Source organism: Bartonella sp. W8167 (assembly GCF_016100335.1).
Taxonomy (GTDB): Bacteria; Pseudomonadota; Alphaproteobacteria; order Rhizobiales; family Rhizobiaceae; genus Bartonella; species Bartonella apis.
Genome location: NZ_JACFSQ010000001.1, coordinates 1,285,759 through 1,301,795, shown reverse-complemented (window position 1 = coordinate 1,301,795; position 16,037 = coordinate 1,285,759). Strand labels below are relative to the sequence as shown.

Here is a 16,037-nt window from a genome sequence, read left to right as displayed (position 1 = left end):
CCGAGTTTTGCCGGTTTTCCTTGGTGCAAGCCTTTCGGCTTTAGCTGCAACAACTATTCACAAAACCGATTTTTCTCATGCGGTTCTGTCTTATAAAGCTGCTTTTGTCGATAATGCTGAAAACGGAGCCGGCGAAGTTGTCGCCTCACTTGGTCAGGCGAATGCTTCAACCGTTGCCCAATCACATAATGAGCGGGCATTGGAGGATGAACAAAGAAAAGCCGACAATCACCTTCAAGGAAATAATACCGAACAGAAATCGACTCATGTTGATGAAGTCGAGGCCAATAGTCGGCAAGATCTTTCAAACAATTCGTTTCAATCGCTGGCATCGGAATTTCCGAAATTCAGCATGACGGTCACACCGTTCCCAGAAAAATTCCGGCAAGTCGGTGTCTTTGAAGTTGCCCGGAATATCGAAACCGGAAACGAGAAGCCAAAAAGCGTGGGCGAAAACAGCAACAAGACAGGAAATAAATCCGAAGCAAAAATTGCTCTTGTCGTGCCACAGAAGAAACCGGTCTCGAAACTTCCTGTGCCGAAGATTCTCAAAAATCTTGTAACCAATGATAATCCGGATGTTTTGGCATTAGGTTACGCACCGGCCAATGCGAAAGTCGATACAAGCGCATTTGATAGCGTATTGACGGAAAAGCAAAACTCGCCAATCGACCGGAACGGACGTTTTATTCCGCCTATCGGGCGTAACGACCATGCCTGGGCTGCAACACCTCTGCCTCCTGAAGCCTTTACAGCAAAAGAACAGAAGTGTTTGGCCGAAGCGGTTTATTTCGAGTCTCGCGGAGAATCAATCAAAGGGCAGGCGGCTGTTGCACAAGTCGTTTTGAACAGAGTAAGAAACCCTGCCTATCCGAAAACAATTTGCGGCGTCGTTTACCAGAACACCAACTGGATCAATCATTGCCAGTTTTCATTTGCTTGCGATGGACGCAAACACAGAGTAACCGAGATGGCGCAATGGACCGTGGCCCAGCAGGTTGCCAGAGCTGTTACGGCTGGTCAGATATGGTTTCCCGAAGTAGGCTCGGCCACCCATTATCATGCGGTCTATGTCCGTCCTCGCTGGGCACGCACAATGATCAAGGTTGACAAGATCGGATTGCATATTTTTTACCGTACGCGCTATGGCGGGTGGATTTGACATAAAGACTATTTTTCAAGATAGAAAATTCATAAAATACAATATGATAATAGATGTTTCAGACATCAATTCCGAGAAAAAACAAGTTCAACCATGCCGTTACTTTCCTTTTTGAAGAAATTTCCTTTTGATCTTGGGGGCTAGCGGCTTGACGAATGCTTCAGGTAACAATATGTTGCGCCCAACTCTAGAGGTCAGACCTTTACTTTGCATTTGGGATCAAGGGGCCAAATATGGCGAAAGGTGATAAACCTGTTAAGCCTGAGAGGGGTACTCGAATACCGGAGCAGGGGAACAGTCCTGAAACTTTGGATCTGGAAACACGCAGACGCAATCTGCAGGAAAAATTGGCTCGCTATCAAGCGGACAAGAAGCCGGATCCTGAAAAACAGGAAGCGGGACCGTCGAAAGGGATGGCGCAGGCAATCAGACTGTCCAGCGAATTTTTGGCTGGCGTTGTGGTTGGTGTTATACTAGGGTTAGGATTTGATCAATTGGCAGGAACATCGCCGTGGGGATTAATTATTTTTCTTTTCCTTGGTTTTTCTGCCGGAGTATTGAATATATTACGGTCGGTGGGGGCTGTCGCTCCCAGTCAAATTGGCAAAAACGGCGCGTCGCGCCAAGATGAAGGGCCCGATAAGCCCGAGTAAAAGAGGTTAAGGTGTCAGCGAGCGGTCCAGATCCTATTCATCAGTTTCAGATGTCTAAGCTGATCAATATTTCTGTCGGAAATATGGATTTATCATTTACCAATGTTTCGCTCTTCATGGCTATAACAGTGGTATTTTCCTCGTTGTTTTTGTTTGCGTCATCGTCGAGTCGGGGTATCATTCCGACAAGGATGCAATCCATTTCGGAAATTACCTATGAATTTGTTGCCAATATGTTGCGCGGATCGGCGGGGGCACAGGGCATGCGGTTTTTCCCGCTTGTGTTTTCTATATTCGTCTTTGTGCTGGTAGCAAATTTCTTGGGGCTATTTCCGTATTTCTATACGGTTACGTCGCAAATTGCGATTACCTTCGCTCTTGCCATGCTCGTCATTTTTACGGTTGTCATATACGGTTTTATTAAGAACGGATTCGGCTTTTTAAGATTGTTTGTTCCTTCAGGTGTGCCGGTCATCATCCTACCTCTGGTAACAATTATCGAAGTTATCTCGTTTCTTTCCCGTCCGATCAGCCTGTCTGTTCGTCTTTTTGCCAACATGTTGGCAGGGCACATTACCCTTAAAGTTTTTGCCGGTTTCGTCGTATCTATGATAAGTCTTGGTGCGGCAGGCATTGGCGGTTCAATTTTACCTCTTATCATGACTGTGGCAGTCACTGCCCTTGAAGTTCTTGTGGCGTTCCTTCAAGCCTATGTCTTTACTATTCTAACCTGTATGTACCTTGCTGATGCGGTGCATCCCGGACATTGATGAAACTGGTGGGGTTCCACCGCTTTTAAATGCGATTTTGCTTCAAAGGAGAATGAAATGGAATTAGCACTCGCAGCAAAATATATAGGCGCCGGTCTCGCCTGCTTTGGTATGGCAGGTACAGCCCTTGGCCTCGGTAATATCTTCGGTAGCTATCTTTCGGGTGCGCTTCGCAATCCGTCTGCTGCTGATGGTCAGTTTGCACGTTTGGTCTTTGGCTTTGCTGTTACAGAAGCGTTGGGCATTTTCTCTTTGCTCGTTGCCATTCTGCTTCTGTTCGCTGTCTGATAATTTGAATGCCTTTGGCTATTGCATTTGACGAGGCAGGCCCAAGGCCTGCCATTCGTTCTTGGCAGTGAGCCAATTGTTTATAATAAACCTTGAGCTGCCGGAAGGTTGTTACCAATTGTGTTAAAACATTGGAGCTTGTGAGAGGGTAAAACGGGATGTTTCTATCAAGCGCATTTGCGCAAACTGTCGAAACGCCAGTAGAACATGCGGGCGAAGCTGCACAACATGCAGGGCGTGTTTTTCCGCCTTTTGATTTTTCATATTACGAGTCGCACATTTTCTGGCTCATTATTTGTTTTGGCCTGTTTTATATAATCATATCGAGGATCATTGTGCCACGAATAGGCGGCACAATCGAGATTCGTCGTGACAGGATTGCATCCGACCACGATAAAGCCGAACGCATGAATATGGAACGCGAAAGTGCCATTGCTTCATATGAACGCGAGCTTTCCGAAGCCCGTGCAAGAGCTATTGCGATTGCTCAAACGTCTGCCGATGAAATACGTAACAAGGTCGATGAGGAACGTAAAAAGTCGGAAGCCGAGCTTGATAAAAAACTTGCGGAATCGGAAGAGCGGATTAAAAAAATACGTAACAGCGCGATGGGCAATGTGAATAAAATTGCTGAAACAACAGCGGCCGAAATTGTCGAAAAACTTATCGGCTCGAAAGTCAGTGCTTCGCATGCGACTGCGGCTGTCAAGTCTGTAAGCGGTTTGGAGTAAAAGACCATGATGACAGATACGTTCTGGGCGCTGATAGGATTGCTTCTCTTTATAGCCGTTCTTGTCTACTACAAAGTGCCTGCACTCCTTAACCGTTTTCTTGATAAAAGAGCAGAGCTTATAAGAAGCGAGCTTGATGAGGCGCGTCGTACACGCGAAGAAGCACAAGAGCTTCTTGCAGTCTATCAGGCAAAGCGCGAGCAAGCCGAAAAGGAAGCTAAAGAGATTATTGCCGCTGCCAAGCGTGAAGCCGAATTGCTTGCAAAAGATGCCCACCAGAAAATGGCTGATTATGTTGCCCGTCGTAACAAAATGGCAGAGCAGAAGATCGCCCAAGCAGAAGCGGAAGCTGTTGGCGCAGTAAAATCCATGGTTGTTGATATCGCTGTAGCAGCAGCAAAAGAAATTCTCGTGAAAGAAATCGATAACAAGAAGTCTTCAAGCCTCATTGAAAAATCACTTGAGGACGTCAAGGCTCATCTCAACTAGATTTCTCTTTTTATGAAATGACGATGACCACGCTCTGATCAGGCGTGGTTTTTTTTGCCGTCAAATAATCTTCAGCTGTTGCTTAGCCAACGATATTTATCTCTTTTGTCTATTGAATGCATTCAAGCTAACGGCATAAACAATTCGGCGATTTGTTCGTTGCGTTAGCGGATAATGCTGCACTTTGTTTTTGGGCGTCTTATTTCATTAAAAGGCAAAGTTTTTTAGACGTTCCCAGTGACGAAGCCGTTTGAACGGTCTGCCGAGAATATTGAGTTCCCGAACTTTGTCGCGCGGGAACGAAGTGCCGTAAAGGTTAAGTAAATTTTCCTTATACGGCCGACAGACCCTTTTTATCGATGTCAAATCCGTTCGCCGCTCGACAAAAGTTGGCTTGACTATTGCTTTTCAAATCGGAGATATAACTTTATGTGGGACGTGTCATGTCCCCGCCCATTTTGTATGGGTAACCTTCTTAAAAATTAAGTAAGGCGATCCTTTTGTCTAGGCATTATTCTTGGGGCATTTGTGGCGCCTTCATAATGTCGCGTTTGACAAAAATAAACAGACTCTCTTCAGAAGAATTCAGTCACCAAGTGTAGTTAGCATGTGATCCAACGAAGTACTTTTACTGAAATTTCAAGCGGCGGGAGTAAACAAAAGTACTGATAGAGTTTCTTTGATGACGTTCTTGATGTGTTTCCTCTCATTCAAATTCGCGGAATTCCTAAGGATAAGAAGTTCAGAAGCAATGGCTACCAGAATCCAAAACAAGCTTTAATTAGACAAAAACCCACCCTTATTGGCGTTCGTTTGTGAGAGAATGGCTTGTTTCAGTTATCACGAGCCACGCTATTATCCGTTTAGGCTCATTCAAGAAGATCACGAGGATAGAACCTATTCTCAACTATTACCCCTATTATTTTGGGTGCCCTTAAAACTCAATCGACAAAAGCAATTCTGTTAATAAAAACAAGTTGTAAAATTTTTATCACACTTTTTATAAGACAGTTATTGATAAATAGAAATTAATTCAATTTAACTTATATTCAAATTGATAATATTGATATCTGTTAATTATGTAACGAATTATATTTAAAATATACAATAATGACAATTAAAATATATTTATTAAATTCAGAAAACGAATTATATTTTGTTAGAACTTTAAAATCACTAACTTCAAAGGGTTTTTATTATGGCTAAAAATGAAAAAACTTCATCAGAAAAAGTGGCTAAAGAAGCATCGAAACAATTGAAAGATCCCAAGTCGACAAAAGCACAAAAGTCGGTTGCAGGATCCGCTTTGACACAAGCCGCCGGAAAAAAGAAGTCCAAATAAACGTTAAAGACTGCTCTTTATCATCTTCTTGAAGTGCAGATAAAGCAATATAACTGCTACATTCCTCCATCAAGTTTTTAGGCGGGGTGAGTTGTAAATATTGTAGATTATTGTGCAATCTCATCATGCTTGTAAAACAGGCTTTTAAGCATTGAAATCGCGCCGAACTTTTTCGACAAGCGTTCGGGAAGGCATAGAATCCTTGATGATCTGGGTGGGTACCGCCCTTTAAGGGTAGGATTTTTATAAATAAGACCGGTCAAAAACGGGATGGATAGCGCTTTCCGCGAAGCGGGTGACGTAGTGGCATCGTTGTTTATGAATACCGGACGATTACGGGAAGGTCGAACGGAATAATTTATCTCCACTATTGACCCGTTTCTATCGTTGGCCGTCTTAATGACAAGGCTCGTCAAATTAAAAATAATTCTCTGATCGATTTTTTCTTTCTTGCATAAACAAGTAAAATAACACAATCTAAAATATCTACTGGTCTTAACCTATATATAGTTAGGCACGCTAGGATGCGGGGGTGCGTTCGTCGCGGTTGTTGGCAAAGTTAACAAACGTTTAGAGGGATTTAAAATGTTTAAAGCTGGCAATATTGTTCGGTTGAAATCCGGTGGTCCTAAAATGACTGTCGATAAGGTCAACAATAGTAAAATTTCTTGCGTATGGTTCAAGGAAGAACATTTGAAGACTGCCATCTTCCGCAAGGATACATTGGAACTCGTGAGCGAAGGCGAGAAGCATAAATCTTCAAAAACCAAGGGCAAAACCAAGATTGAAGAAAATGGCAGAGCGATGGCAACGTTTAAAGCAGCTAAAAAGGCAGACAAAAAGTCGCTCTGATATTATCTGATAGTTATCCTCTAACGATGAACCATTCCCTTTAAACTTTTCCGATCCTCGTTTCACGCTAGGTTTTAAAGCGGGATTTTCGGGGGCAACTCACAGGTCAAGGATTTATCGGGAATTGTGGCTCACTTTGTTTGCAATGATATCGCTGCAACTCAGAGGTATAAAACAAGGGGAATGGTTAGGCATTGACCACAGACGAGGGATAGAGCTCCAACTGTTCTTAAAGGGAGGAATGATTGCTAAATAGGGAGTTCTGCCAACCATTGTTACCATTGAACAAGTTGGCGGGATATGACCTTTGTTGGTTAACCAAATGTTCCGATATATCTCGGATGAGGTCTGGTCAGAATGGCGTTTCAGCAAAAATATTGTCTGTAGAGTGACGTAAAATCTGCAAATGACACTCAAACGGATGCACGACGGTTGCGACTTCAGGCTTTGGCAGGCTTAAGCATTACATAAATATGGTTCCATCAGTTGGTTATGATCATTTGAACACCCGTGGATGCCCTTTAACAACGAAGATTGATCGTAAAAAGATTCCGCGTTGAACTGTTGACGGGTTTAACCGGATCGTTAAAATATCTTAAAGTTCCTTGAAGGTCTTTCTGATAAATCGTTACGCCATAAAGTGCAAATTTGCTTTTTGGTGAACGAGCCCGCGAATGAACAGCAAAATTGTGTGGCTTATGAAGCCGCTTGCTTTGGTAAGTTTAAGCATTATCCCGATATGAGCCGTTATCCGAGTAGGTAGTGAACGACCTTGAACACTTCTAAAACGAAAGATTGACCACTAGGTAGGTAACGAGTTTAACAATTGTTGCCGTTGAATGAAGTAGCAAAACATCACCTTTATTGCTCATAATTAGTTTGCGTCGCATTTCTTAATGGCGTTCAGGTCAAATGGCTTTCTGTAGAAGCAATCCCCTAGATTCATGCCGTATCAGCAAATACCCCGTAAGACGATGCCTGACATGATGAAGCCACACGCTTTCGGGGCTTAAATCATTAACCGATTGGCTCATTACCTGAGTATGAAGTGGACGACTTCGACAGGTTTTGGAAGCGGAAGCCCTATAGCTGCGCAAACGTCACGCTCGATTATTGTTGCCATTGCATGAATTGGAAGAACATTATCAAGGTTGCTGAACGGTCTTTCCAATTCGTCGCTCAGAGCGTCAAGGCCAAATAGCGTATAAGCAACAAGAAGGCTTGCAACTGGTGTCCACCAACCAAGTATATCGGTAAAACCGAACGGAATGAGAAAACAATATATATAAGCCGTGCGATGGAGGAGAAGCGTATAAGCGAAGGGTACGCGCGTATTATTCAATCTCTCGCATGAAGTCTGGTTTTCATTAAGCTCGGTCAAGCTTTTATCAAACATTTGATATTGAATATCGCTCAGAGCTTTTTGTTGCTGCAAAGTTGCAAGATACTTCGAAATCTGGTTGAGGATGAATGAAGGCTTATTATGGCTTGCCTGATAGGCTTTAACAAACTCTTCCGGAAAGTTTGAAATTAACGAGGGGAGGGATGATGTCCCTTTCAGATGGTCAACAAGGCTTTGGGAAAAGGCGGAAGTAAGTTCCAATATTGTTTTTCGTTCCGCATCATTACCGGTCAGGACAGCCGATTGGCGAATAAGATCGCGCGAACCGGAAATAATTTTTCCCCAAACCTTTCGCCCTTCCCACCACCGGTCATAACAGGCGTTATTGCGGAAGCCCAGAAAGGTCGACAGCGCAATGCCAAGCATCATGAACGCTGTCCCGTTATTATAGGTAGGTATGACGCGGGGATAAAAATGGTGGGCTAATACCAAGGCTGTTGAAAGAATTAGAATTGCAACAAGTTGTGGTGCTATGGCAGGAAGAATAGAGCCATGCAATACAAAAAAAAGCCGTAAGAATCCCGGCCGTTTACGGATAATCATATCATTCTCCGCTGCCGGCAAGCATCGAATAATCACCGGCAACACTTAAATTTTTATAATATTCTTTGTGGCAGTTTAAGGGCAATGCACGTAGGCACCGCCGGACAAATCCATTTTTGAAAACAATTCAAATCAGATCTGTTTCAGGCGGATTCCCACGTAACTTTCAACCGGCAAGTTTGGAAAAATCTGCCACCCTTCCGGTCACTGTCGTGATGCGTTGCAGAATTGATAATCTGTTCGCACGCACGGCATTATTGTCATCATTGACGAGCACTTTTTCAAAAAATGCGTCGACAGGTTTGCGCAATCCCGCCAGCACGAGCAAAGCGCCCGAAAAATCATTGGATTCAATGTGGGATTTCACCTTGCTTTCAGCATCAACAATTGCCTTGAAAAGTGATTTCTCTTCTTCTTCAATGAACAGCTCGGGATCGACATTGTCTGCTATCGGAGTTTTTTTCTTGATTTCAGCTTCAAGAATATTGAAAGCGCGTTTGAAACCGGCAATCAGATTATTCCCGTCATCTGTATTAATGAAGGAAATTAAAGCTTCGACGCGGCGGGCAACCTGCAGGAGGTCATCTGCGTCATTTTGCATGACGGCATCAATTGCGTCGTGGCGCGCTCCTTCGTCCTTAAGATAAACTTTGAGGCGTTCATGGAAGAAGGATAAAAGATCGTCAAGAACCGGACCGGTCTTTGCCGCCACTTCCTTCTCGAGCTTCTTTTCCTCCATTGAAAGTGCATTGTCGACATCTTCTCCGGCATCGGTTTCTGTTGCGTTTTCATGACGCAAACCGGATTCGTAAAGGCTTAAAGTACGCTCTATCGTGTGGCGAGAAATAAGACCGATAGCCTGTTTGAAAATCGGCATAAGATGGATTGTCCAATCACGTGCAAGAAGCAGGCGAATGACACCCAAACACGCGCGTCGAAGGGCAAAAGGATCTTTTGAACCGGTCGGCTTTTCGTCAATAAGCCAGAAGCCTACAAGCGTGTCAATTTTGTCGGCAAGGGCAACGGCAATGGAAACGGGGGCACGTGGAACGCTGTCTGTCGGCCCTTGAGGCTTATAGTGCTCTTCTATAGCGGTAGCAACGCTTTCATCTTCGCCTTGAAGAAGAGCATATTTGTGCCCCATGACACCTTGCAATTCGGGAAATTCGCCAACAGCTTCTGTTTGCAAATCGGCTTTTGCAAGGAGCGCGGCGCGTTTCGCCAGTTTAACATCGGCGCCAACCAGCGGAGCAATGATTGAAGAAAGAGCGGCAATACGCTCTACTCTTGCGCCTTGTGTGCCGAGTTTTGCGTGAAAAGTTACAGTCAAATGGTCAAGGCGTGCCATACGTTGGTCAAGCGGCTTCTTCAAATCAAGGCCAAGTTTTTCAGCCGACAGAGAAAGCTCTGAAAGATCGGGCAGATTGTGTTGGTCGGTATGCCAGAAATACAAGGCATCCGACAAACGCGCACGCACAACTTTTGCATTGCCGCGCGCAATTTCCTTGCCACCATCAGGTGCGACAATATTGGACACCAATATGAAGTGATTGGAAAGTTTCCTCTCTTCACCTTGTTTGCGGGTGACAAAGCATTTTTGATTGATGCGGATGGTGAGCCGGATAATTTCGGCAGGAATTTGCAAAAAGCTTTCCTCGAATTCCCCCATCAGAACCACCGGCCATTCAACAAGGTTTGATACTTCTTCGGCCAGTCCATCGTCTTCGACCAGATCAAGCCCCTTGGCAAAACAAAGATTGCGTGCATCTGCAAGGATTATCTCCTTGCGGCGATCGCCGTCCAGAATGACTTTCGCATTTTCAAGTTTGGTGACGTAATCGTCAAAGCGGCGAACTTCGATCGGCTTGCCGTCGCTCAAGAAGCGGTGACCATATGTTATGTTGTTGCTCTTAAGTCCTGCAACCTCGAAAGGAACGACTTCCGTTGCGTCATTTTCAGGCCCGAAAACACACAGAATGTTTTTGAGGGGACGGACCCAGCGCAAGGCATTCTGTTTTGTCGATTGCTTGCCCCAGCGCATGGATTTCGGCCAAGGAAAATTGCGAATGATATCAGGCATGATATCGGCTATAATTTCTTCGGCACTGCGACCTTTTTTGGTAATCCGGGCGATATAGAAATCCCCTTTTTTGGGATCGGCTTTGATTTCGGCTTCGCTAATATTGGAAAGACCAGCCGAACGTAAAAAACCGTTTATAGCTTGCTCGGGAGCTTTTACGCTCGGGCCCTTGCGTTCTTCATGGACATCCTTCGAACGGGCACTCAAACCTCTTATATCAAGTGTTAGGCGCCGCGGTGTCCAATATTCCCGTGCTGCTTCATAAACAAGACCATTGTCAACAAGTCCGTTGGTGATGAGCTTTTTCAAGTCACCTGCAGCTTTACGCTGCATACGGGCCGGAATTTCTTCACTAAAAAGTTCCAGAAGAAGATCGGGCATCAGGCTTCCCCTTTATAATTTGCGCCACCGGCATCGGTTAAAAGAAAAGCTTCGCCACAACGGCGCGCGAGATCGCGAACCCGTAAAATATAGCTTTGTCTTTCGGTAACAGATATGACACCGCGTGCTTGTAAAAGATTGAAGACATGACTGGCTTTGATGCATTGGTCATAAGCAGGCATGACACAAAGGTGAAGCCCGCCTTTTTCTTGCGGTCTTCCTGCTTCAAGAATAGCAGCACACTCGCGTTCGGCATCAATAAAGTGGCGGTGTAAAAGTTCGGTATCGGCAAATTCGAAATTAAAACGCGAATATTCCTGCTCGGCTTGCAGGAATATATCCCCATAGCTGATTTTATCACTTCCCTTGCGGCCGTTGAAATTCAAATCATAAACATTGTCAACGCCTTGAATATACATTGCCAACCGTTCCAGACCATAGGTGAGCTCTCCGGAAACGGGCGAACATTCGATACCGCAAATCTGTTGGAAGTAAGTGAACTGGGATACTTCCATGCCGTCGCACCAGCATTCCCAGCCTAGCCCCCATGCCCCCAATGTCGGGCTTTCCCAATCATCTTCGACAAAGCGGACATCATGGAGATTTGTATCGAGTCCGATAGCTCGCAAGGATCCCAGATAAAGATCCTGTAAATCATCTGGCGAAGGTTTGAGCAAAACCTGGAATTGATAATAATGTTGCAAGCGGTTCGGATTTTCGCCATAGCGCCCGTCGGTCGGACGGCGGGAAGGTTGTACATAGGCAGCTTTCCACGGGCGTGGCCCCAATGACCGCAGGGTCGTAGCCGGATGGAAAGTACCAGCTCCCACTTCCATGTCATAAGGTTGCAAAACAGCGCAACCATATTGCGCCCAATAGTTCTGCAATGTCAGGATAAGCCCCTGAAAAGAGCATTTCGGATCAAGATATTCGGGTAGGCTCACGATATTACCCTTTTGAGATTGATAAAAACATATCCGGAAAGAGAAAATCCGGCACAAAACGTCTATTCTTTCACGCCCCCATGGTCAAGGGACGAGGCGATTCAAAAAGCCATTTGGTGAAAAACTGTTTAGTTCAAAAAGTCGTTTGGTGAAATCGACCGTCTGCCCAAAATATTCATTTGATTAAAACTTGCCATCCGGTAAAAGCGGCGTGCGGATCAAGAAATCTCACGAATTATAGCTTTTCTGTTTCAATGCTTTGTATTATCGGTTTTTTCGGGCGTTTTTTCAGTGCCTTTTTCCGCGGTGGGTGTTTTTAATCCTGATTTCAGTTTTTCCTGAATTTTTGCAAGTTCTTCCGGCTCGGGTTTTCCGGCAATTGCGTGGTTCCACTGGAATGTGGCTTCGAGTTTGCGTCCGACCATCCAATAAGCATCGCCAAGGTGGTCATTGATGGTTGCATCTTCAGGACGCAATTTTATGGCATTTTCCAATGTTTTGACGGCCTCGTCATAACGACCGAGTTTGTAATAGGCCCATCCGAGGGAGTCGACGATATAACCGTCTTGTGCACGCAACTCGGCTGCCTTTTTGACCATATTCAAAGCTTCGTCAAGTTTTTCATTACGATCAATGAGCGAATAGCCAAGATAGTTCAAAACCTGCGGCTGGTTAGGATAGAGTTCAAGTGCTTTACGAAAATCCGGTTCGGCTTTATCCCATTCTTTCAAGCGCTCTTCGGCCATGCCTCGTTGATAAAGCATCAGCCAATTTTCTTTTTCGAGGTGTGGAATGCGAGCAATTGCTCGATCCATGACGGCGGCGGCTTTGTCATATGACTTTTCTTGCATATAAACGCCCGTCATTGCCATCGAGATGCGCTGGTCTTCGGGATAGTCTGTTTCAAGGGCTGCCAAATGGCGAATTGATTCATCACTTTTCCCGGTGTCAGCCAGAATAAGGGCTAGTCTTAATTCTGCATCGCGATAGTAAGGGGATTTGACCGGTATTTCCTGATAAATATCAATTGCCCGTTCGTTTTCTTCCAATTTTGAAGAAATATCGGCAAGCTGGAATAGCGTTGCGTCATTATGCGGGCGCAGCGCTTCATCAAGCTGGAGGAAAATACGGGCAAATGCTTCAGCCCCGCCACGATTGATAGCTGTGCCGAGATCATAGAATACTTCACCAGCACCCTCTTGAGGCGTTTTGATCAGCATATCAAGCGAACCGCCTTCCTCGACCCTTTGGCGAATGTTTTTCAAGGCATCGCGTCCGGTAAGCATTTTTTCACCGTCGCGCAGTGTAGCGAGGGCTTCATCACGCTTGTTGTTGCGTAGTTCAAAAGAAGCGTAGGAAACGATAATGCGTTCATAGGTATCAGGGGCTGCGGCACCCCCTTGTTGGTCATTCAAAGCCTGCTTGTAATATTTTTCCGCATCATCCCTGTGTCCGGCAAGATCGCTCATCAACGCCATATGATAGCTTAGAAATAAATCGTACCAGACCGGTCCGAGCAGCTTTTTAACATCCTCGACAGCACCGGTTGTATTGCCACGACCGAATGTTGCCCATGCCCCCAATAAACCGGATGAAAGTGTATCCATGTCGGAAGGTTCGGAAAATTTGAGCTCGCTTTTTGCAGTAATATAATTTTTTCTGATAAAGGCATCGCTTGCAAGTGTAAGCCTGACATAGCGTTCAACGTCGGGATTACCTTTCAGCCGTTTTGCCTGTTTGACAGCGTCTTTGAATTCGCCTGCTGACAAAAGGGTTAAAAGCATATCCTGCTGCATGGATACGTTATCCGGTTCAAAACCGAGAGCCTGTTTGAAATAGGAAATAGCAAGATCGACATTGTTGTCACTTGCAGCAATGCGGCCAGCCAGATACGCTCCGGCAAATGATCCTGCTTTGACAGGTTCTTCCTTTTTTGCAAAGGAAGGTTCTGTCATCAATATTGTACCCGCTAAACAAAGCGCAATCAGGCGGGTAACTTTTGCGGCTTGCATGAAAAGATCCTCTTTCCGACTTAAAACAGGTTGGCCACCTTTATAGGATATATCCAGCCAATATGTTCAAAAATATCATCTGTTTCGGGTCATTTTTACGAGAAAACAACCCGACGGAAACTCAGTTGACACGTGAAATACAAAATTCGATAACTTCACACAATGCTGCTTTTTCCTTACTTGGTGCCAGTCCATCAAGAGCTTTCAATGCTTCATTGCCGTGATGACGTGCTGCTTTTATTGTATCTTCAAGACTATGATGTTGCTTCATGAGCTTTTGCGCATGGGCTAACGCTTCATCGTCATTTTTTCCGTCTTCAAGAGATTGTTTCCAGAAAGCTTTTTCTGTTTCGTCGCCGCGAATATAGGAAAGAATAACCGGCATGGTTATTTTGCCTTCGCGGAAATCATCACCCGTATTTTTACCCAGATTTTTGGAATTGCCGCCATAGTCGAGTGCATCGTCGACAAGCTGGAACGCGAGTCCTAAAGAGGTTCCGTAATGTCTTAAAGCCTGACGTTCTTTTTCTCCGTAGCCTGCAATGATAGGTCCCACTTCTGCTGCAGCCGAAAAGAGGGCTGCAGTCTTGGCATTGATAACTTTCAAGTATTCATCTTCGGTTGTTGTCAAATGTTTTGCAGCCGCAAGCTGCATGACTTCACCTTCGGCAATAATCGCAGCAGCATTTGCAAGCACTGAAAGAGCATCCATCGAATTAACTTCGACCATCATTTTGAAGGCCTGGCCCAACAGAAAATCTCCGACAAGGACGCTTGCTTCATTGCCCCAGATCATTCTGGCAGTCGATGTGCCGCGCCGCATATCGCTGTCATCGACAACATCGTCATGAAGCAGAGTTGCCGTGTGCATAAATTCGACCGCTGTTGCCAGTTTGATGTGCCCTGATCCCTCATAGCCGAACAAGCGGGCGGAAGCCAATGTCAACATCGGTCTTAATCTTTTGCCCCCAGAAGAAATAAGGTGGTTTGAAACTTCAGGAATCATTTCCACATCCGAACCGGCCATGGCAATGATAAGTTCGTTTACTTTTTCCATATCACTTTTGGTAATATTGATAAGTGGCGTTATCGAAGCCTGATTGTCGGCTTTTTTATTTGAATTTTTCTCAGCAACCAATGCCCATACTCCTGAAAAATCTCTTGATTTTTGCCAGCACCTTAATGAAGCAAGAGGATCAACTCAAGCGTGATATTGCTTGAGATAGCGCGTTTCAAAAAATATTTAAGGAAAAATACCATTTTCTCGTGTAATTGCATGTTATGCCGATAAAAATAGGTGACTTGACTTTATGATCGAACTATTTGCCACCAATGATATTGTGCTCATCTCATTTGTCGAAAGTCTTATGAAATCGGCAGGCATACTTTATTTTGTGACCGATCAGAATACCAGTGTCGCAGAAGGTTCGCTCGGCGCAATCCGTCGTCGATTTCTGGTGGATCAAGAAAGTGCTGAAGAAGCAAGAGAAATCATGATAGACGCAGGTTTGGCTCATGAGCTATCACAATGACAACAAAGCGGATATGACCTCGCTTGATGAAACGATAGATGTTTTTCATCGGGGCGGCTTTTATCTGGTGCAACCCAAAAGTGGCGGACATCGTTCGGGCATGGACGCAATGTTGCTCGGCGGGCTCGTGCCAACCGGTTTCAAGGGCAAGATTGCAGATCTCGGAGCTGGTGCCGGTGCTGCAGGTTTTGCCGTTGCCGCACGTTGCAAAAAAGCTGAAGTTACACTTGTTGAACGCGAATCCGGAATGGTTGCTTTTGCCCAAAAGAGTATTGCACTTACCGAAAATCGGGAAGTTGCAAAGCGGATGAATATAATTTTGGCCGATGTCACATTAAGGGGTAAAGAAAGACGGGAAGCGGGGCTTTTAGACAATGCCTTCGATTTCGCAATAATGAATCCGCCTTTTAATTCTCCATTCGACCGAAAAACTCCCGATGATTTGAAAGCCGCAGCCCATGTTATGTCCGATCATATGTTTGAAGACTGGATTCGTACTGCCTCGGCCATTGTAAAACCATCCGGTTTTTTAGGCTTGATCGCCCGGCCACAATCTTTGTCCGAAATACTGCAATCATGTGAGGGGCGGTTTGGTAATATAATGGTATTTCCTGTCCACTCACGTAAAAATAGTCCCGCAATCCGCATTCTGATCCACGCTAAAAAAGCAAGCAAAGCGCAACTGTCACTCATGCCTGCACTTTATATTCATGAGACCGACCTTCATGCTTTTTCGCCGATAGTTGATGCAATCAATAATGGCAAAAAGAGCATCTGGCAGAGTATTTGAACGGGATTTTAACAAAATATTGCTTTTTGCCATTTACATCTTAAATGACAGTAGTGCAGTTTTTTA

At 44.9% G+C, this 16,037-nt stretch carries 14 protein-coding genes and 1 pseudogene; 10 read left to right on the top strand and 5 right to left on the bottom strand.

Annotated elements, in window-relative coordinates; translation table 11 throughout:
• Positions 1 to 556: 556 nt before the first annotated feature.
• From H3V12_RS11180 to H3V12_RS05435, 8 genes and pseudogenes are all read left to right on the top strand, one after another.
• Positions 557 to 1,162: pseudogene (locus H3V12_RS11180) on the top strand (cell wall hydrolase); the annotation flags it as partial.
• Positions 1,163 to 1,395: 233 nt separating this feature from the next.
• The gene (locus tag H3V12_RS05465; protein ID WP_075870189.1) at positions 1,396 to 1,815 is read left to right on the top strand and encodes an AtpZ/AtpI family protein; all 420 of its coding nucleotides are present in this window, start codon (positions 1,396 to 1,398) and stop codon (positions 1,813 to 1,815) included.
• A gap of 11 nt (positions 1,816 to 1,826) precedes the next feature.
• On the top strand, positions 1,827 to 2,585 hold the full coding sequence (locus H3V12_RS05460) for a F0F1 ATP synthase subunit A (protein WP_075870188.1): 759 nt from the start codon (positions 1,827 to 1,829) through the stop codon (positions 2,583 to 2,585).
• A 57-nt stretch (positions 2,586 to 2,642) separates the two neighbouring features.
• Complete coding sequence (locus H3V12_RS05455; protein ID WP_075870187.1) at positions 2,643 to 2,873, top strand: F0F1 ATP synthase subunit C; 231 nt, start codon at positions 2,643 to 2,645, stop codon at positions 2,871 to 2,873.
• A 158-nt stretch (positions 2,874 to 3,031) separates the two neighbouring features.
• Positions 3,032 to 3,604 (top strand): F0F1 ATP synthase subunit B, encoded by a 573-nt coding sequence (locus H3V12_RS05450; protein ID WP_075870186.1) that lies wholly within the window; start codon positions 3,032 to 3,034, stop codon positions 3,602 to 3,604.
• Positions 3,605 to 3,613: 9 nt separating this feature from the next.
• Positions 3,614 to 4,093: a F0F1 ATP synthase subunit B gene (locus H3V12_RS05445; protein ID WP_198213840.1), complete on the top strand. Its 480-nt coding sequence runs from the start codon at positions 3,614 to 3,616 to the stop codon at positions 4,091 to 4,093.
• A gap of 1,198 nt (positions 4,094 to 5,291) precedes the next feature.
• Positions 5,292 to 5,435: a hypothetical protein gene (locus H3V12_RS05440; RefSeq protein WP_178391790.1), complete on the top strand. Its 144-nt coding sequence runs from the start codon at positions 5,292 to 5,294 to the stop codon at positions 5,433 to 5,435.
• A 585-nt stretch (positions 5,436 to 6,020) separates the two neighbouring features.
• Positions 6,021 to 6,287, top strand: coding sequence for a DUF2158 domain-containing protein (locus H3V12_RS05435; protein ID WP_198213354.1), 267 nt, complete (start codon positions 6,021 to 6,023; stop codon positions 6,285 to 6,287).
• A gap of 1,033 nt (positions 6,288 to 7,320) precedes the next feature.
• On the opposite strand, the gene H3V12_RS05430 is transcribed toward H3V12_RS05435, so the two are convergent.
• The 5 genes from H3V12_RS05430 to H3V12_RS05410 form a co-directional block, all read right to left on the bottom strand.
• Positions 7,321 to 8,232 carry a bestrophin family protein gene (locus H3V12_RS05430; RefSeq protein ID WP_075870429.1) on the bottom strand — a complete coding sequence of 304 codons (912 nt, stop codon included), beginning with the start codon at positions 8,230 to 8,232 and terminating at the stop codon, positions 7,321 to 7,323.
• 166 nt (positions 8,233 to 8,398) lie between these two features.
• Positions 8,399 to 10,693: a glycine--tRNA ligase subunit beta gene (glyS, locus tag H3V12_RS05425; protein ID WP_198213352.1), complete on the bottom strand. Its 2,295-nt coding sequence runs from the start codon at positions 10,691 to 10,693 to the stop codon at positions 8,399 to 8,401.
• Positions 10,693 to 11,637 carry a glycine--tRNA ligase subunit alpha gene (locus H3V12_RS05420; protein WP_075870183.1) on the bottom strand — a complete coding sequence of 315 codons (945 nt, stop codon included), beginning with the start codon at positions 11,635 to 11,637 and terminating at the stop codon, positions 10,693 to 10,695. Before H3V12_RS05420 ends, glyS begins: the two co-directional genes overlap by 1 nt.
• A gap of 251 nt (positions 11,638 to 11,888) precedes the next feature.
• Entirely contained in the window at positions 11,889 to 13,649 is a 1,761-nt protein-coding gene (locus H3V12_RS05415; protein WP_198213350.1) for a tetratricopeptide repeat protein, read from the bottom strand.
• Between the two features lie 121 nt (positions 13,650 to 13,770).
• Positions 13,771 to 14,787, bottom strand: coding sequence for a polyprenyl synthetase family protein (locus H3V12_RS05410; RefSeq protein ID WP_075870181.1), 1,017 nt, complete (start codon positions 14,785 to 14,787; stop codon positions 13,771 to 13,773).
• Positions 14,788 to 14,959: 172 nt separating this feature from the next.
• On the opposite strand from H3V12_RS05410, the gene H3V12_RS05405 reads away from it, so the two are divergent.
• Both H3V12_RS05405 and H3V12_RS05400 read left to right on the top strand, forming a co-directional pair.
• On the top strand, positions 14,960 to 15,181 hold the full coding sequence (locus H3V12_RS05405) for a DUF2007 domain-containing protein (RefSeq protein ID WP_075870180.1): 222 nt from the start codon (positions 14,960 to 14,962) through the stop codon (positions 15,179 to 15,181).
• Positions 15,165 to 15,971: a methyltransferase gene (locus tag H3V12_RS05400; RefSeq protein WP_246787485.1), complete on the top strand. Its 807-nt coding sequence runs from the start codon at positions 15,165 to 15,167 to the stop codon at positions 15,969 to 15,971. The genes H3V12_RS05405 and H3V12_RS05400 overlap by 17 nt, the downstream gene beginning before the upstream one ends.
• Positions 15,972 to 16,037: the final 66 nt, after the last annotated feature.